We start from the raw sequence: 18,533 nt of genomic DNA, 5'->3' as shown, positions 1-18,533 counted from the left end.
GACGCACCGAGGCGGCCCTTCTGGAGCGCTTGCACTCCAACTGACACATACCTAAGCCGGCACGAGACTCGACGGTCGACGATTTTCTCCCAGGCCGGCCCGACTGGACCGGCCTGGCCGGGCGGTCTGCGTTCGTGGGCCCGGAGGTGCCCCGGCACCTCATTGTCCGCGGCACCCAACTTCATAGAGGCTCCCGCGGGTAGCGCAACTGCAACAAGCATGACCGAGCCTGAGACGGCGAAATATATTGAAGCGCATCGGGATCGCTCGTAAGCGAAAATCGTTCGCACCTACCGTACGACCATTCGTCAGGCCGATCCACAACAATTTAAAGTCAGATAGAAAAAACCCTGGATTGGCCGCATCCTCTGGGTTATGCTTTCGCTGAGCAGTATGAGCAGATCCGACCTTCCGCATCGCGAGGAGTTGGCGGACCCCAGGGTGATTAGCGCACCAAGACACCGCGGTGACATGCCGTTCCGGTAGCGCCCGACACCCGACTGCGGCGAAGGTGAATTTATGTCACCGCGCGACGACATTTTCAATCGTTAACTCAGACAGAAGGCAGAGGTTCATGGACGTCATCGCAGTGATGCCGCTCGAGAAGTGCGGAGAGGATGTCGCATCGGAGGTCGGGGGCAAGGCGCTGGGACTCGGAGCGCTTATGCGGTCGGGCATGACCGTACCTCCGGGTTTCGTCGTTACAACCGACGCGTACCGGGCGGCGGTGAAGGCTGCGGGCATCAACGACCACATCGAGAGCGCTCTTCGCGGAGCCGACCCCGAGGGCGATCTCACAGCCGTGTCTGAGGTGATTTCCGCGCTCTTCACGGAAGCGCTCATCAGTGATGAGCTTCGCACGACTATCGAAGATGCATACCGCGGGCTGGGCTTGTCCCCGACTCCCGTCGCCGTGCGGTCCAGCGCGATCGCCGAGGATCGTGCAGACGCCTCTTTCGCTGGACAGCAGGACACCTATCTCTGGGTGCAGGGGGCAGACCAGGTTATTACCCATATCGTACGGTGCTGGGCAAGCCTCTTCAGCCCGCGTGTCATCGCCTATCGGGCCCGCTTGGGAGTTCCGCCTGAGGATGTAGCCATGGCGGTGGTCGTTCAGGAGATGGTACAAGCTCGTGCGGCAGGAGTCATGATGACCCTCGATCCGGCCAACGGTGACCGCGACGCGCTGTACATCGAATCGAACTACGGGCTCGGCGAAGCCGTCGTAGCCGGGGAGGTCACGCCGGACTCCTTCTGGGTCGACAAGAAAACTCTTGGGTTACGCAAGCGCGTCATCGGGGATAAGCAGATTGCGTACCGCTTCGATGAGGCGAGTCAGCAGGTTCGCAAGGTAGAAGTCTCGCCCGGCGAGCGTGCGGACTGGTCCCTCAGCAACGAGGAAGTGTGCAGGATCGCCGAACTCGGACGAGAGATCGAGGCGGCCTTCGGCGCCCCGATGGACGTCGAGTGGGCAATTGCCGGGTCCGGACCGTCCTCACAGGTGCAGCTCCTGCAGGCGAGGCCGGAAACCGTCTGGGCATCGCAACCCGTCCCCCCGGTTAAGCAGTCCCAATCCGGTAACGACTCGGACCTCACCACACCCCAACGATGGGATCCGCTGCACTCGTCGAGCACTCCGAACCTTCATTGGACCACGTCTAACCTCGGCGAGGCGATGCCCGGGGTTCTAACTCCCCTGAACTGGACGCTGTGGCACCGGACGCTCGAGAAGGCCGCATTGAAGGCCGCATTCCGAATCGGAGTTCTGTCTCGGGCAGAGTCGGAATTCACTGATGACGCCGACCGCCACTACTTCCGTGTGTTCTATGGCCGCCCCACCATCCAGGTCGAATACATGGGCACAATGGGCGACCGTATGCCTGGAACTTCAAGCGAGGACATCGTCATATCCATCCTTGGTCGTGTTCCCGACGGTTGGCAGGCGAATCCCACACGTCGTCGATGGCCCATTATCGCCGGCAGATTCCCCTGGACATTCATGACCGTTACCAAGGAGATCCGGGAGACCGTCAAAGCGGTCGACGCCTGGTACGCACCGCATCTTCAGCGCGTGTCCAAAGCGTTGACGGTAGCCGAGGCGACCGAAAACTTCCGCGTCGCCACACGGCACTTCGACCGAGCCCTGGAGACCCAGGTCGTCGGCTCCCTTGCAGGCATCGTTCCGGTGTACGACATTCTTGAACGACTGACCAAGCGTGCTGGAGTGGATATCTCGGCATTGAGCGGCTCCGGTGGGGCTGAGGTCTCGGGACTCGTCACCGACGTCTGGAAGGCGTCACGCAACGAGCTCCGCTTTGACGAGGTCGTCGCGCGGCATGGAATGCACGGTCCGTCGGAGGGCGAAATATCGAGTGTTGTGTGGCGTGAGAATCCCGAGCCGCTGCGCACACTGATCGAGACCTATGCCCTCCAAGACGACGATGAGGATCCTCGCCTTCGCGAGGCGGATCACCACATCGCGGCCGGTATGGCGGCGCGACAGCTGCTTGCTGCGACGCCGAGATGGCAAAGACCAGCCGTTCGGTTCCTGCTGAAACTCGCAGCGACACGGATTCCGCTGCGCGGTGCGGCAAAGCGGTCGTTGGTGCAAGGTCTCGATGGAACCCGGGCATCCGCGCGGCGCCTTGGCGCACTGCTCGTTGAAGCGGGCACTCTGGAGCACACCGACGACATCTTTTACTTGACCGCGGCAGAAGTCGAAAACACACCTAGCGACGTTAAGTCGCTTGTGCGGAAACGGCGCGAGCGACGGGATGCTTACGCAGCGCTGTCGATCCCGAGCGAGTGGAAGGGCATGCCGGAGGCGACGCCGGTCGGCGCCGATGACGGTCTGACCGCCGAGGGAGCGATGACTCTTGAAGGCATCGGTGTTAGCGCAGGAGTCGTCGAGGGAATCGCGCGTGTCCTTTACGAGCCTGATTTCGCCGCGGTTCAACCTGGCGAGGTTCTAGTGACTCCGACGACCGACCCGAGTTGGTCCTCGGTGATGTTCATCTCGTCCGCCCTTGTCGTGGACATCGGCGGAGCACTTAGCCATGCAGCGGTCGTGGCCCGCGAGCTTCGGGTGCCGTGCGTCGTGAACACCCGGAGCGGAAGCCGCACCATCAAGACGGGCGACCGTATTCGCGTTAACGGCAATTCTGGAACCGTCGAAGTTCTCGAACGCGCTGCCTCGCCTGTGGAGCTCGAGGACGCGTGATGCGCACAGTCTTCCTCAAACGAGGAAGACGTGACTGGTCCGACGTACCGACGCGTGGGGTGTCCGCGGGCCGGGCAGGATAATAGATTCGGAGTCGTCCCCGAGGGTCCTCCCGGCCCGCCACCGCAGAGGGTGGAACCGTCTTCAAGCAGCGCAACGTGTCCTGGCGACTCGTGCCCACAGCGCGGTAGCACGTGTAACCACGACCGACCGTGTCCGACAGTACGAGGTGATGACCGTGGTGTGCAGGGCTCGGTACAAGTTGCCGATTGCCGGGCCGGGAGAGCCGGGAGCGGAGGACGCCGATGAAGCCCCTCTCCGGGACCGGTGTAGGAGGTCAACGCGGCCGCCGACCGGACGTGAAACTAGCTGCGTCGGGCGAGGGTGGTGAGAGCTCCCCGAGTTACACACGGTCGGCCGGCGGCATTGATGTACACGCACGATCGGGGGGCAGCCGTGACAGTCGAGAATTTTGCGTAAGTCATTGCTGCTCTGATTTTTTGACACAACAAGCCGGGTTGCCGAAGGCTAGGATGAGGGACCGAGTCCGGTGCTGCAGCCGACAATGGCGCAACGTCCACGACTGCGGTCGTGAGCGCCATCGATGAACTCAGACTCTGACAGTCACGGGTGGCGTTTCACCTCGATGTCATGGACGGTCACAGCAATGTGGCCACGGCTTGGTCGCTGCAACCGCTCCCGGGAAACTCCAAGGCGCGACTGCGGCCGCGTGCGTGTGTCAGGTTCGAATGGCTCTGGCTCATTCTCCGTGATGGTTCCTGAGTATGTCAGTGGCTGAGGTGTATTCGCATGTGTGGGAGGTCGAATCCGGCGCGTCCATCCCTCTGCCGCTCGCGCGTTTTGATTCGATTTACGTTTCCCTCGACAGCGCCGGAGTTGTCGGGCAGGTGGTCAGCCCGTTGAGGACCGCGGCTCGGTCGCGTCCGATCCCCCGGACGAATCGATGCAGGTTCGGCAGATCGTTCGAGGAGACGGCCGCCTTCCAAGGTTGACACGGTCGCCGTGTGCTGGTCAGCATCTCGGGCGAACGAGGTACGAACGCGGCGGTGGTCTCAAGGTGCTGGCAGTTGGCGAGGACTTGCTGCTCGTCGTCGGTGATGCCCTCAGGTCGGTGCAGGATCCGCGAGGCGACGCGCCGAACGTTCGGGATTTTCGCCCGTGCAGATGTACGGTGGACTCGTCCAACCCGAGTGCCGACCGGCCTGCGGGGCGGCCAGCAGTTGGCGACGCTGCCAAACGGCCGACGCACGGTTCTCCTCAGCGCGCCCGAGCCCCGTTGGATCGGTTTGATCCACTTGCCCTGGGCCTCGAGCGCGGAAACCGCTTTCATAGCGGCGCTGGGTGGAGGCGACGAGGACGGATTGCTCGCGGCGCGCGGTCAACGCTTGTTCGGCGGTCCGCCGGAAGTCCTCCGCGGCGGTGAGTTCGGTGTGCCGTTCGGGATCGTCTGCAGCCCTGAGTCGGAGACAAACGCTTTGAGCGGCAATGTTTTCCGCGCGGCTTCGGCCAGGTTATGCCACAGCTGTCAGTTTTCGGCGACCTCGATCGCGTCGGGCGCCCCCGTGCGCGCCCCTTCGACGCAAGCGCCGGCGCCAACACGGCACCACGGTCGTGCCCGGGCACGCGGTCGGCCAGTCGGCGAAGGTAATCGACCTTCCTGTCGGTGAGGACGTCGCCGGGGAGGGCGGTGGCCATGTCGATCAGGACGATCCCGGACCGGTGCCGTCGTCGAAGGGCGAAGTCGTCGACTCCGAGGACCTTCACCGCCCGATGCCGGGTCTGGAAGCGCACGGACAAGTCGTAGCTGGGTGCTGTGTCCCGACAGTTCTGTCGCTGGGTTCCGGAGCGGCCGGCAACCGCCAGCCAAATTCTTTCGAGGCTTCCCTTCAGCATCTGGGGGTGCGCCGTGCACATCACACCGTCTATCTGCTCGGCGAAGGTACGCCCGGGTCGCAGTCGGTGGTCAGACGCAGGAAGCGCCACATCCCGCAGCACGAGGCGACTCAGCCGGTTTCCGATCGCGATGTCGGCCACACCGTGCATTCGTAGCTATGTTGACCTTCGTGCAGGACGCCGGCGTCCGGAGACGTGTGGATCCCCGCAGTGAGGGGCGCACCGGCCTCACGGAGGCGATCGAGGCAACCCGTGCCGACCGCCACCGGATTGGCCGGTTCGGCGCAGACTCTTCGAGCAGTCGCTAGAGCCAGGCCTGGCTTTCCCTGAGCGAGACGACGTCTGCAATCTTCGAGATCGTCTCGTGGCCCCGAGGACCGGTGGCACGGCGAGGCGTGCCACCGGATGTCCGGTAATGCTTTCGACGCCGAAGGCCAGTTGTGCGGGCATCCTGCGGAGGTCCCGGTCATTCTGCTCGCAAGAAGCAGAAGCCAGTCGATTCCAGTCAGGCGAACTGCTTCATAAGCTTCGCCGCCTGCTCCGGGCGCAGCAGGCGGAAGTGCCCGTCCGCCGTCACCAGTCGCGTCCCCGGCTCAGCAGCGGCGGCTATCCACGCCTGAGCGAAGACATCGCCGTCCCCGCTGGCGACCACTCGCCCGCGCACGAGCAGCTCCACCCCGGAGGGGACGGGGCGCAAGTATTGGACGACGAGCTTCCGGGTCAGGCCCGGTTTGCCTGAGTCTGCCACGACATGCCCCAGCGCGTGATCCATCAGCATTGCCGAGATCCCGCCATGTACGTGGTGCGGCGGGCCTTCGAATGCCTCACCGAACGTACAGGTGGCGCTGGCCACGCCGTCGACAGTCTCGAACGATAACGGAGCAACGAATGGACTCCCCTCCCCGGTCATTGGTGAGAACATTCGTACGCCGTTGTACGGGTCGTCAACCGAGGAGGGCACACCGGCCTGCCGGCTCGTCGCGCCTAGGATCGAGGTGGCCTCGGCGACCAGAAGCCTCGCCTGGCAGAGGATCTTGGTAGGTACCTCCGACATGACCGAGTCGGTCCCGAGGGCGCGGAGCGCCCGACCGAGATCACGGACCGCGCGTCGTCTATCGACGAGATCGCCCGGGACGTCCTGCTCTGCCACAGTTGTCGCTTGACCGAGCAAGGGTCCCCAGGCGATCGTTGGTACCGGGCCGATTCCCTCCAGGTCCTCGCCGTCCCCTGCCCCTCGGCCGACCCTTTCAGATGGCGACTTTACGAATCCCTCATTCACGCGAGGACTCCTGGAATCTACCCGGTTGAGGCCTCGACGGGTCAAACAAATACCGGAGAGTTCCGCATCCCGCATCCCGTATGCCGGCGCCTGCAGCAGCGCTGAACTTGGGGATGCGCATGCTCGGCGCCGTCGGCACTTCGTCGCGGGACGGCTCGGCGCGCCGCTCGCGGATCGATCGTACGACGATGGCGTCCATGTCTTCAATGCCCTGCATGGTGTTCCTTCGAATCGTGGATGAAGACCGGATCACCTCCGGTCAACGGCCGACGTACGTCCCCTTCGTGCGTGTTTTGAATGCCTCGAAGGCCGCGGCAGCGTCCTCGGTGGCAAAGGTAATGCGCTGGTTGTCCCACTCCAGGTCAAGCTGCTCGGCCAGGGTATTCGTCTCAGCACCTCGCAAGGCACGGACCGTCGCCCGCAACCCGAGTGGTGGCAGCTGCGCTAGATCCTTGGCAACCTTCAGCGCGTGCTCCAGCACCTGGCCGTCAGGGACCACCTGGTTGACGAAGCCTGCACGGTGCGCATCTTCCGCCGACATCGGCTGGTCCCGCAGCAAGAAGTCCGTCGCCGCCGATTGTCCCATCAGCTTGGTGACGAAATAACTGGCTCCCATGTCGGGGCCGAATCCAAGTGTGCCGAACGCAGCTTTGAACTTCACCGACTCGCCCGCAATGCGGTAAGTGTGCAGGCCAGCCCATCCGATGCCTCCGCCAGCCACGGCTCCATTGATGGCCGCGATGGTGGGCTTCTGAAAGTTGTTAAGCATCTGAAGAATCCATCGGCCCGGCCCCAACGGGTCGAAACGTCGAGCTTGAGCCGAGACCCCGAGCGAGGCGTGATCACCCTGCATCACTCCGCCGTAAAACATGACATCCGCGTCCGCGCCGGGACCGAGCTTGCCGTCCAGCTGGGCAAAGTCGACGCCGGGGCTCCACGCCGTCGCGCCGTCCGAGACGTTCGCGGTCGTGACGATGACGCGAACGCTGTCGTCACGTTCGAGCTCGGCGGAGACGTCCAAGAGTTCCCTCAGCAGAGACCCTCCGAGTGAGTTATTGGCGAGCGGACGATCGACCGTAAGCACGGCGACGTGCTCATCCACCGACACGTGCAGTTCCTCCGACATAGGCAGCCTTTCCTCGCGCGGGGGCTCCGGCGGACCGGGGAAGCTCCCGAGATATTTTACTGTACATTAAACTTTGGGCGAACAGAAGCATTCGTTCGAACCCCCCACGCGATCAATACCGCGTGGTCGATGATCTGAACCACATCTTCGACGCGCCCGATCAGGACCAGCGATGCCCGCACGGTCGCCGTCGGAGGACCTTGGCCGCTCACTTTGGGTCGGCGCGGTGTTGCCCGAAAAGAGGGCCATGTCTTCGCACCCCCGACCGCGAGCCACCCGAGTCCCGTGTGACGCGGCCGGGGATTTACCGGTGACACTCGAACGCATCGCGCACCAGAGGATGCTCACGACGCGAATCGCGATCAGACTCCGTACCCTCCATCGACGTTGAGAGTCTGGCCGGTAATCCAGCCGGCACGATCTGACATGAGGAATCGGACTGCCTCGGCCACGTCAGTCACGTCCCCGAACCGACCAAGGGTCGTCTCCGACTTCGCCAAGGCCAGGCCCTGTTCCGTGAAGACCCCCGATTTCACCAACTTGTCGAACATGCCCTCCCCCTCGATGACGCCGGCGCCGACAGCATTCGCGCGAACACCGAATCGCCCCTCTTCGCCGGCGATGCCCCTGATCAATGCCTGAACCCCCGCCTTGGGGGCCGACGACATCAGGTCCATCTTGCTGTACCGCTCGATCACCGGTGTGACGATGGCGGTTACTGCACCCGACGAAGCACGGAGCATCGGCAGGAAAGGCTGCACCAAGTTGAAGCAGCTCTTGAGGTCGTTGTCGATCACGCGTGAGAAGGTCTCGAGCTCAGTCTTGGCGATGAACGACATCGGAATCACCGGGCCCGCCGCGTAGACGACACCTCGCACGGCGCCGGCATCCGCGACTCGGCTCGCAAAGGCCCGAGCCTCGTCGGGAATCGCAAGATCAACCTGCTCAATCATGGCCTTTCGACCACTCGAACGGACGAGCTCCGCCGTCTCGTCGGCCCCCGCACGATTGCCTCGATACGCCACGACGACGTCATGGCCATCCTCCGCCAGGCTACGAGCGATGGCCCGACCCAAACCACCCGACGCCCCGCCGACAACCGTCCAGCTCATCGATTCCACCATCTTCTCTTCTCACTCCAAACTCGAGGATCGTTCGGCACACGAAACACATCGCGCGTCATCACGACTTCACGGCGCGCTACGGGCCAGCTGAACGAGGACCAACATTCCCGGAAGTATCTAATTCAGACTAAATAATAGGTGCATGTGACCGGGATCGTCAACAAAACCAGGGTGTCGCAGGCACGACCGTAGAAGGGCAGTTAGAATCGGGTTTGTGCCACGCCTAGCGACGAACAATGCCAGCAGCGCTCCCTTAGCGACTACCAAGTCCGCCAAGACCCGAGCCCGGATCTTGGATGCCACGGCGCACATTTTGTGCCGCAAAGGTTTCTCCGGAACTCGCCTGAGCGATATCGCCGACCGCGCCGAGTGTCAAGCACCGGCAATTTACTACTACTTCGAATCGCGCGAGGACCTGATCGAAGAGGTCATCTGGCAGGGAATGGCACACTTGCACGACCATGTGCGCAAGGCCCTCAAAGCTGCGAGCAGCGTGTCACCCGCGGAACGCCTGAACATCGCACTGGAGCAGCACCTACGCTTCATTCTGACCGAGTCCGACTACACAATGGCCGCGATTCGCAATGCCGCCCAGATGCCCATCGAGCTGCGCGATCGGCAACTCGCCGAGCAGCAGAAATACGCGGTGCTGTGGAGGAAGCTGTTCCGGGACGTGCGAACGGCCGGGCAACTTCGGCCGGGCGTCGACGAGCGGCTCGCACGCATGCTCATCCTCGGTTCGCTCAATTGGTCCACCGAATGGTGGCAGCCACGCGGAGAGTCTGTCGACACCTTGGTCCAGAACGCCAAGCGCATGCTCAACGGAGGATTCCTCAAAGAGGTCGATAACGAGGTCGACTGAGCCCCCGATGACAAGCCGGGGACCTCACGGCCCGATGACGGCCCACGAGATCCCCGGTTTCCAGCTACCCGCCTCCACCGACCACCACGTGTTCCGTTAGCAGGCGCTGGGTGGCCGCGCCCTCCGCTCCCTCGGGCGTCGGCTCGCAGGTCTTCGATGTGGCCGTCCGCCTCGTCGCCAGCGAAGCTGGGAGTTCAGCTCTCCAGCTCGACGGAGAGCATGTGCGGTGACGGAACACTGCGAAAGTCCATCCAGTGCCCGTGAGGAGTCCATCCCATGTGGAACGGGAGCTCGATGCGACAGATCGGCCCCGTGCCATATACGGCGGGTGGCCAGCGAAGTTATCGGCGGTGCTGTGGTTGCTGCTGAAGCTGGTGACCTTGCCGAACTCCATCCGGGAACCGACGGTGACGCCAGAGTCGATGCACTCCTCAGAGTGCATCTGAAAGCTCCGGTTCGGGTCAGGCCATCCGAGAGAGTCGGCGTGACGTGGTCGCGATCATGGCGATGTAGACTATAGCTTCGTGATGTCGGGCCGCTTCTCGTAGTTGCGGACGCAGCGGCGGTGTTTACAGATCCCCGCGAACGTTCTCTCGACCACCCACCTGAGGGGAAGAACCTTGAATCCCTTGGCGTCGTCGGCGCGTTTGACGACCTGAACAGTCAGCGACAGAACACCACTCGATCAGCCTGCCGGCGTAGCCGCCGTCGGCCCACACCAAACTGATCGTCGAGCAGGGGGCGCGCAGCGCAGCCAGGAGCCGGAACGCGCCGTCCCGGTCCTGAATACCGGCCATCGTCACCACAACCGCCAGCAACAGCCCGTTCGAGTCCACAGCGATGTGCCGTTTGCGCCCGTTCGTTTTCTTCCTCGCATCGTATCCACGACTCGACCCGGGCACGGTGTCGGCGCCCTGCACCGATTGGGAGTCGATGATCGCCGCCGACGGCTGCGGATCGCGGCCGCCCCGCACACGGGCGCGATCGCGCAGTGCGTCGTGGATCCGTTGCCACACCCCCGCCCGGACTCACCGGGCGAAGATCGCGTACACCGTGGTGGCGGGCGGGAACTCCGCCGGCAGCTGCCGCCACGCGATGCCGCCCCGCACGACGTCGAAGATGGCGTCGAGCACCAGACGGCGGCAGTGCTTTTCGGGTCGACCACCGCCGCCTCCGGTGTTGCCGGGAGGCGGGAGCAGGGGTTCGCGGAGCACCCACTGTACATCGGCGATGGACGATGAGGGGTACACCGCGCACCGGTGTCCTGGAGTGATCCGGGGTGGGGCATGACGGGCACAGCTCGATGAGCGATGATGGCAAGTGAGCTCCTGGCAGGGCGGGGACGTAAGCACTCACTGACCTTCCAGGAGTTCACTTGTTTCCCATCCGTCACACGCCGACGATCACCGAGTTTCAGATGCTCTCTCAGACCGACTGGCCTGTCAGCGCCGTCGACTCACAGCGGACCGGTCCCTCCGCTCCCCCTTTCGCTGCCGGCGAACATCGCCGCTGCACCGGCCCGCGGTTCGCGACAATCCCCGGACGGATCAGCCAGTCCACACCTACCGAAAGGACCGGCCGCAGCAGCAGCACCGAGACGACGACCGCGGCACTCTCGCCACGCCCGGAGAGATAGCCGAGGAACTCCTCGCCCAGGCGATCACCGCCGCCCTCACCCAGGGCGGTTCCTGGGCGCAGATCGGCGCCCGGCTCGGGTTTCCCGATCCCTGCGCACCCTCCGGCGCATGCTCGGACCTGCAGTGACAGAACGCGATCGTCGACCACGAAAACGCCCGAGCACACCGCATCCACACCGACCCGAACCCCACCGACAGGCCCGCACCTGGACCGGAAAGCACTGACCACGCCGCGTACAGCCCGCCGTTGCGGTAATCCCGGTGTCACGGGCACCGACTCCCCGAATCTTCGGCGCCTGAGGTGGCGATGCCCTACTGCCCATTGGCCGTGGTTCTGTACATCATCGCGGCGATCTGGCAATGCAACCTCGGACCCTTCTGAACCCGGTGTCCTGCCCGGTCACCGACAACGCGATGGAAGCCGGGATTCACCCCGTTGCCGTCTTCGTGGTCTCGTTCCGCGGGACTTCGGTCGCCATGTTCGGTATGACTTCTTGCCCCTGTCTCTCGAATGATCCGGGGGCGGTGTCGCCGAACCTGGTGGCGTCGGCGGACCGCTAATAGGCCTCCGATCACCGTAAGTCGTCATCCCTGTAGGTGTCGGGCTTGTCAAGGGTCGAGTTTTACGGGTTTCGGCCTCTATGCGGGCAGTGCCGGGTGAGGGCCGGGGTCAAGACAGAGCGCCCGCAGCGTGAGCGAGGACGAATGGTCTTGACGGTGGCCCGGCCCGGTGCAGGCTGGTCTGGGCCCGAGACCGCGTCGAGGACCAACGACGTGATTCGGTTTCGCTATGTGGTTGTGGTGCAACGGCTCCAGTGTCGATCAGCTCGAGCAGCGAGACCACCCGCTGCGCGTACGCGTCCCCGAGCGGCACCCGGGCCAGCCTCTGGCGGCCGGTGACACCGAACAGATCCGACACGGGGATCAGGACGCCGGCCTTGGCGAGCAGGGTGCGGCCCGGACCAACGGGCCACCGCTCGGGGGCATGGGTGGGCGTTCCCTGCGGGCTGTTGGGGTGCCTCCAGGTTTCGCGGTGTGCAGGTGGGCCAACAGCCGCACGGGTTACCTCAACGGCCTAGCGCCGCACACGACGCCCGGCAGCTTTCCGCGGAGACGCACCTGACGCACCGCGGTAGACGAGGTATGACCTCGGAGACGACAGATGACAAAAAGTGACGCTTGACACCTAATCGGTCGACTGCCAGGATACTTAATAGTGATTCAATTCATATCTAGGACCGTGCTGCTGTACCGACGCGCCAAGAACGCCGCCTCCGAGACGGCTGCGGACACAATAGACACCCCTGACCCTCGAGCGGAAGCAACATGTCGACAGTAACGAGAAATTCTCGGCAACATCCTCGTGCCGTTCCCCAAGTACCAGGTGAGGTGGGCATCTGGGTTTTCATATTCGGCGATATGGTCATTTTCGCCGTCCTCTTCGCCACCTTCTTCTATTACCGAGCGAAGAAGCCGGAGATTTTCGATCAGTCGCAAGTCGCACTGAATCAGAACTACGGTGCGGCCAACACGGTGGTGCTGCTGGTGAGCTCACTGCTGGTTGTGCTCGCTGTCCGGGCGGTGCGGAAACGGATGCCGCTGGCGCCTCACCTGATCGCCGGTGCCATCTTTTGCGGAATACTCTTCTCGGCGTTGAAGGTCTTGGAGTACGCCGAAAAAGTGAGTCACGGGATCACCCCGGCCACCAATGACTTCTTCATGTTCTATTTCGTGCTGACCGGGTTGCACTGGTTCCACCTCATCGTGGGATTGGTAGTACTCGTGACGCTGTACGTGTTCGCACGTAAACCCGAGATCACCGAGCATCGATTCGCCTTCTTCGAAGGTGGCGCCTGCTTCTGGCACATGGTCGATCTGCTGTGGATCGTTCTGTTCCCATTGCTGTATCTAGTGAGGTAGCGATGATTCCGACATTGACTGCGCTGGCACGAACCACGGCAACGGCCGTGTGGTTGGTACTGGTGTCCGCGACCGTGCTGTCGTGGTGGCTGGGTTTCGAGAGCGCGCACGGTGCCGACGCCTACCGAGAACTGATCGGCGTCGCGATTCTGCTCGTCGCCTTTATCAAGGTCCGATTCATCGGCATGTATTTCATGGAGCTGCGGGATGCCCCGCTGCCGTTGCGCGGTCTGTTCGACGGCTACTGCCTGATTGTCTGCACGGCGGTCGTCGGCATGTATCTGTGGGCTTGATCACGCTGTGTACCAAGTCTTTTCGATGAGTTAGGAGAAATGATGTTCAAACACAATGACGCCGATGTGATAGTGGCGACGAACCACACTGCTATCCAGAAGGTATGCGCCTGGAGCGGCCCGGCCTGCATCCTGTTTATGTTCACCGGCTTTTTCATCGCGGGATTTCTGCCGCCGATGCCGACGTCGTGGTCGCAGGCCGAAGTGGCCGCCCATTACCGGGAGAATGCGAACACTATCCGTATGGGCGCCGTTCTGGTCATGACGGCCTCGATGTTCTATGCGTCATTCACGGCCGTCTTTTCCGGGCAGATGCGTCGGATCCCCGGCATGCATTCCACCGTCGTGTACACCCAGCTGGCAGGTGGCGCGTTCGGGTGCCTGACCTTCCTGGTGCCCGGACTGCTGTTCATTGTCACCGCGTTCCGGCCGGAACGTTCGCCCGAGTTGACCATGATGCTGAACGACATGAGCTGGATCTTCCTGATTATGCCGTTTACCCCGTTCATGGTGCAGAACTTCGCGTTCGCTTACGCCATCTTCAGCGACAAGCGGCAACAGCCGCTGTTCCCTCGTTGGCTGGGGTACGTGAATATCTGGGCACCGATAATGTTCACCCCGGTTGTGATCGTGCCGTTCTTCCGGTCAGGACCGTTCGCTTGGAGTGGGATCTTCGGCTTCTGGGTTCCGGCCATTGCCTTCGGCCTTCAGTTTATCGCGAATATGATCTTCCTACTGCGGGCCATCAACCGACCGGAATCGGAGGACGCCCCGCAGTCGTCGCCCGGATCCACCCTTGTGGTATGAGATTGTGGCATAACATGTTGTCGGGACATGACAGCGACTAGTACTGCAACGGCACTTGCTTGATAGGTAGTCGATACTGGTTGGGTGGTTGTCGATCTGGTTGCTGCCGAGTTGGAAGCGTTGCATGAGCGGATCTCCGGTCGGTTCGCCCGGTCGGAACCGCGCACCCGGGTCCGGGAGTATGTCGCGGGTTTGGTTGCGGGCCTGGAACGCAAGAATGGGTGGACACTCGCCGAGCGGGCCGGCGAGGTGAGCCCGGACGGGATGCAACGGTTGCTGCGGCGGGCGGACTGGGACGTCGACGGGGTGCGCGACGATGTCCGTGATTATGTGGTCGAACGGCTCGGCGATCCGGCCGGGGTGTTGATCGTCGACGACACCCGGTTCTTGAAGAAGGGCACCCGCTCGGCCGGGGTGCAGCGCCAGTACTCCGGCACCGCCGGGCGGGTGGAGAATTGCCAGATCGGGGTGTTCCTCGCCTACGCGTCCGGTGCCGGGCACGCGTTGATCGACCGGGAGCTGTACCTGCCCGAATCGTGGACCTCCGACCGCGACCGGTGCCACGCCGCCGGCATCGGTGACGACGTGGAGTTCGCGACCAAACCCGTGCTGGCGCAGCACATGATCCAACGCGCGCTCGACGCGAGGGTCCCGTTTTCCTGGCTCACCGCGGACGAAGCGTACGGTCAGGTGAAGTACCTGCGGGTCTGGCTCGAGGAGCGCGATATTTCCTACGTGCTGGCCACCCGCCGCAACGACGATGTGTTCACCCCGGACGGGCGCACCGGCCGGGCAGACGAGATGATCGCCGCGGTCCCGCCGAAGCAGCGGCGCCGGATCTCCGCCGGCGACGGCGCTCACGGCCCGCGGGAGTACTCCTGGGTGCGGGTGCCCATCAGGATCGCCTGGGCGCCCGGGCGGGGGCACTGGCTGCTCGCCCGCCGATCACTGTCGGATCCGACCGAAATCGCGTACTACATCTGCGCCGGCCCCCGGCGTACCACGCTCACCGAACTCGCCACCGTCGCCGGATCGCGGTGGCGGGTCGAGGAATGCTTCCAGCAGGCCAAGAACGAGGCCGGCCTGGACCAGTACCAGGTGCGCACCTACCGCGCCTGGTACGCCCACACCACCCTGTCGATGCTCGCCCTCGCCTTGCTCGCAGGAACGAAACCCGAAGCAGTAAAGGGGGAATCGGGATCGGCGATCAGGGCATGATCGGCCACACGGTACCCGAGAACCGGCGGCTGCTCGTGCATCTGATCCTGCGACACGCCCGCCCCGACGAGCATGTCTGGTCCTGGTCACACTGGCGGCGACGCCGACAGCACCAGGCCCCGATTCTGCCACTACCGAACCCGCGGACACGTCCCATAAGTGCCGTTGCAGCACTAGAGCGTGTCTGCTAAACGTTCGAGGATCGGTGCGGGATGCTGCGTGAGTGTTGCGAACCGATGAGATCTCCGATGACCTGTGGGCTGTGGTCGAGCCCGTTCTTCCTGCACCATCCGGCCGCAAGGGACATCCGTGGAACGACCATCGATTGGCCCTGGAAGGGATCACCTGGCGATTCCGGACCGGGTCACCGTGCGGGACGTGCCTGAATACTTCGGTGCATGGCAGTCGATTTGGGACGCAACCGTCGCTGGTCGGACGACGGCACCTACGTGCGTATGTTCGCCGTCGTGCGCGCGACGGCGCCGGACTACGACGCGCAGCTCGAACGCCGGCTCTCGATCGACTCGACCATTGTCCGCGCCCACCAGCACTCCGCCGGCGCACTGACCGATGCGCACACAGGGGGCTCGGTCGAATGACAGGAATCTGGCCCACGAACCCGCCGACCAACCACGCGCTCGGTCGCTCCCGAGGCGGCGTGAGCACCAAGATCCATGCCCTCGCCGACACCTTCTGGTGCCCGCTGACGCTGTTGCTTTCGCCGGGCCAGGCAGGCGACAACCCCTACCTGGCACCCTTGCTCGGGGCCCACCGCGCCCATGACCCCGAAGCGTTCCGACTGTTGGCGGACAAGGCGTACTAGCATCCGAGTACCCGTAAGCACCTGCGGGAACGCAGGATCTCGCACACCATCCCCGAACGCAGCGACCAGATCAGTCGACGCAAGGCCAAGGGATCCGCCGGGGGTCGGCCACCCGTATTCGACAAAGACCGCAATCGCGAACGCAACGTCGTCGAGCGTGGCTTCGTGCGTCTCAAACAATGGCGTGCGATCGCCACTCGCTACGACAAGTACGCCACCACCTACCTCGGTGGCGTACTCCTGGCCGCACTCGTTATCCATCACCGTGTCCGCAAATAGCAGACACGCTCTGGTCGCCCCGGACCACCCGCCCCGCACGGGTAGTATCGAGCACTGTGACCATCGACGACGATGCCGCGGTGCGGAAGCTGCCCATGCGGGCGCGGATTCTGGCGGCCGCGCCAGATGTGCTGTTACGCTTCACATTGACGAAATTCACGATGGACGAGGTTGCCCGCGCCGCGGGCATCGCACGCCAGACCATCTACAAGCATTTCTCGAGCCGCGACGAACTGCTCATCGCGATGTTGATAGAGGATATGCAGGTCCGCCAGGCGCCGGAGCTCCTCGATGTCGTCGGGCGTCACCCCTCGGTCGAGAATCTCGTCGAGATCTTCCTGACCGAACTCGAGGTGGCCGCGAAATATCCACTGTTCCACGAACTGCTCGATCCCCGCACCGCGCCACGTGCGGCCGAACTCCTGTTTCAGTCGGCGAGCATCATGGCGGTCCGGGAGGCGTCCTGGAAGCCGATCCTGCACCGGTATGCCGAACAGGGTGTTGTTCGTTCGGACCTCGACCTCGCGGCCACGGTGCGCTGGATCACCTATCAAATGTTCTGGCTGGTCACCCATCCGGCCGTACTGACCGACGACAAGGCTGAACTGCGCGAGTATGTACGCCGGTACATACTCGGGGGCATCGTGGCCTAGGCCGTATCCCGTTGGAGCGAAGCCGATGAGCGCGCGCCGCGTCGACGGAGCGACTGATTAGAATCTGTAAGGAAGGAGAGCGCGACGCCTACGGGCTGCCCGTCCCGGTAGACCCGTCGAGCTCTGACGGCCGGAAGAAGACCCGCAATCGGCAGAAGTCGTTCGCGACTCGTGACGAAGCGCAGGCCCGAGCCGACGAACGAACGCCGCAAGGCACACCGGCGGCACTAACGCACTGGCCGAGCAGCGGAAGGCCGGTGATCTGCCGTTCGGTTACTACGCCCGAACGTGGCTGGACAGCTTGCGGGTGAAGGTAGCGCAGGGGCGGCTGAAGCAACGCACCCTCGACGACTACGAGAGAGGTCTCACCCGTTGGGGGGATGCACACGCCGCAGAGAGGGCGAAAGGTTGAAGGGCTGTGGCCCGGTCCACGACCAATACCGTGCTCTTCGGCGTGCGCCTGTTGGATCGCGACCGGGAGCGTGCGATACGCGAACTGATTCCACAGATGCGCACCTATGACTGGAGCGAGCGCGAGAGTCCGCCCAGTGAGCAGGCGGTCCCAGCCGGCAGCGCCAAGTGGAGCCAGACCCCGCCGCGCGGCATGGCCTATTGGGAGAGTCTGGTGGAAAAGCTCGCCAATGAGCCGGTCCACGCGGGTGACCGCTTCTTCATGGCGACGCTCAAGCCCCTCGGCATCGAGAAGGGCAAGCCATTCGAGCCCACACCACGCCAGCAGAAGATCCTCGATGACGCTGACCAGATGGGCGAGTTGATGGCCAAGGCGAATACCTACACCAAGCGGTTCGAAGAGCCCTACTGGCCCGGAACGCATTGGAAGGACACCGGGTAGGAGATTACGAGCAGCTTGATGAGCGTGCCTCTTACTTCTACGAGGGCGTCTCCATCTCCGAAGCGATGCGGTCCACGACTCCCGGGCAACTTCGGCCGGGCGTCGACGAGCGGCTCGCACGCATGCTCATCCTCGGTTCGCTCAATTGGTCCACCGAATGGTGGCAGCCACGCGGAGAGTCTGTCGACACCTTGGTCCAGAACGCCAAGCGCATGCTCAACGGAGGATTCCTCAAAGAGGTCGATAACGAGGTCGACTGAGCCCCCGATGACAAGCCGGGGATCTCACGGGCCGATGACGGCCCACGAGATCCCCGGTTTCCAGCTACCCGCCTCCACCGACCACCACGTGTTCCGTTAGCAGGCGCTGGGTGGCCGCGCCCTCCGCTCCCTCGGGCGTCGGCTCGCAGGTCTTCGATGTGGCCGTCCGCCTCGTCGCCAGCGAAGCTGGGAGTTCAGCTCTCCAGCTCGACGGAGAGCATGTGCGGTGACGGAACACTGCGAAAGTCCATCCAGTGCCCGTGAG

The 18,533-nt window shown here is 63.6% G+C and carries 15 protein-coding genes and 2 pseudogenes; 10 read left to right on the top strand and 7 right to left on the bottom strand.

What is annotated here, in order from left to right:
* Positions 1–574 precede the first annotated feature (574 nt).
* The gene (locus tag AC1D1G_RS21215; RefSeq protein ID WP_477953568.1) at positions 575–3,220 is read left to right on the top strand and encodes a PEP/pyruvate-binding domain-containing protein; all 2,646 of its coding nucleotides are present in this window, start codon (positions 575–577) and stop codon (positions 3,218–3,220) included.
* A 2,419-nt stretch (positions 3,221–5,639) separates the two neighbouring features.
* Here the strand turns inward: AC1D1G_RS21215 and AC1D1G_RS21210 are convergent.
* From AC1D1G_RS21210 to AC1D1G_RS21200, 3 genes are all read right to left on the bottom strand, one after another.
* Positions 5,640–6,284, bottom strand: a complete 645-nt coding sequence (locus AC1D1G_RS21210) for a PaaI family thioesterase (protein WP_477953567.1) — start codon at positions 6,282–6,284, stop codon at positions 5,640–5,642.
* A 388-nt stretch (positions 6,285–6,672) separates the two neighbouring features.
* A complete protein-coding gene (locus AC1D1G_RS21205; protein ID WP_141471507.1) occupies positions 6,673–7,539 on the bottom strand; it encodes an enoyl-CoA hydratase/isomerase family protein in 867 nt (288 codons plus the stop codon).
* A gap of 362 nt (positions 7,540–7,901) precedes the next feature.
* Positions 7,902–8,651, bottom strand: coding sequence for an SDR family NAD(P)-dependent oxidoreductase (locus tag AC1D1G_RS21200; protein ID WP_240960532.1), 750 nt, complete (start codon positions 8,649–8,651; stop codon positions 7,902–7,904).
* 304 nt (positions 8,652–8,955) lie between these two features.
* On the opposite strand from AC1D1G_RS21200, the gene AC1D1G_RS21195 reads away from it, so the two are divergent.
* On the top strand, positions 8,956–9,525 hold the full coding sequence (locus AC1D1G_RS21195) for a TetR/AcrR family transcriptional regulator (protein ID WP_206032248.1): 570 nt from the start codon (positions 8,956–8,958) through the stop codon (positions 9,523–9,525).
* Between the two features lie 569 nt (positions 9,526–10,094).
* On the opposite strand, the gene AC1D1G_RS21190 is transcribed toward AC1D1G_RS21195, so the two are convergent.
* The 4 genes and pseudogenes from AC1D1G_RS21190 to AC1D1G_RS21175 all read right to left on the bottom strand — a co-directional run.
* Entirely contained in the window at positions 10,095–10,499 is a 405-nt protein-coding gene (locus tag AC1D1G_RS21190) for a transposase (RefSeq protein ID WP_477953565.1), read from the bottom strand.
* 54 nt (positions 10,500–10,553) lie between these two features.
* On the bottom strand, positions 10,554–10,775 hold the full coding sequence (locus AC1D1G_RS21185) for a transposase (protein WP_420855173.1): 222 nt from the start codon (positions 10,773–10,775) through the stop codon (positions 10,554–10,556).
* Between the two features lie 175 nt (positions 10,776–10,950).
* Entirely contained in the window at positions 10,951–11,310 is a 360-nt protein-coding gene (locus AC1D1G_RS21180) for a hypothetical protein (protein WP_206016320.1), read from the bottom strand.
* Positions 11,311–11,979: 669 nt separating this feature from the next.
* Positions 11,980–12,111: pseudogene (locus tag AC1D1G_RS21175) on the bottom strand (IS110 family RNA-guided transposase); the annotation flags it as partial.
* A 440-nt stretch (positions 12,112–12,551) separates the two neighbouring features.
* Between AC1D1G_RS21175 and AC1D1G_RS21170 the strand changes: the two are divergent.
* The 8 genes and pseudogenes from AC1D1G_RS21170 (at position 12,552) to AC1D1G_RS21135 (ending at position 18,268) form a co-directional block, all read left to right on the top strand.
* A complete protein-coding gene (locus AC1D1G_RS21170; protein ID WP_241031723.1) occupies positions 12,552–13,082 on the top strand; it encodes a cytochrome c oxidase subunit 3 in 531 nt (176 codons plus the stop codon).
* Between the two features lie 2 nt (positions 13,083–13,084).
* Entirely contained in the window at positions 13,085–13,375 is a 291-nt protein-coding gene (locus AC1D1G_RS21165) for a cytochrome C oxidase subunit IV family protein (protein ID WP_206016322.1), read from the top strand.
* 39 nt (positions 13,376–13,414) lie between these two features.
* On the top strand, positions 13,415–14,182 hold the full coding sequence (locus tag AC1D1G_RS21160) for a hypothetical protein (protein WP_206016323.1): 768 nt from the start codon (positions 13,415–13,417) through the stop codon (positions 14,180–14,182).
* 84 nt (positions 14,183–14,266) lie between these two features.
* Positions 14,267–15,400 carry an IS701 family transposase gene (locus AC1D1G_RS21155; RefSeq protein WP_477953563.1) on the top strand — a complete coding sequence of 378 codons (1,134 nt, stop codon included), beginning with the start codon at positions 14,267–14,269 and terminating at the stop codon, positions 15,398–15,400.
* Positions 15,401–15,623: 223 nt separating this feature from the next.
* Positions 15,624–16,502, top strand: a pseudogene (locus AC1D1G_RS21150) (IS5 family transposase).
* Between the two features lie 56 nt (positions 16,503–16,558).
* On the top strand, positions 16,559–17,155 hold the full coding sequence (locus AC1D1G_RS21145; RefSeq protein WP_105417951.1) for a TetR/AcrR family transcriptional regulator: 597 nt from the start codon (positions 16,559–16,561) through the stop codon (positions 17,153–17,155).
* A gap of 418 nt (positions 17,156–17,573) precedes the next feature.
* Entirely contained in the window at positions 17,574–18,008 is a 435-nt protein-coding gene (locus tag AC1D1G_RS21140) for a DUF1254 domain-containing protein (RefSeq protein WP_206016906.1), read from the top strand.
* The gene (locus AC1D1G_RS21135) at positions 17,990–18,268 is read left to right on the top strand and encodes a TetR-type transcription factor C-terminal domain-containing protein (protein ID WP_477953561.1); all 279 of its coding nucleotides are present in this window, start codon (positions 17,990–17,992) and stop codon (positions 18,266–18,268) included. The genes AC1D1G_RS21140 and AC1D1G_RS21135 overlap by 19 nt, the downstream gene beginning before the upstream one ends.
* Positions 18,269–18,533 lie beyond the last annotated feature (265 nt).

The sequence above is a fragment of the Rhodococcus sp. P3_B8 genome (assembly GCF_056402775.1).
This window is presented reverse-complemented; position numbering and strand designations above follow the sequence as displayed.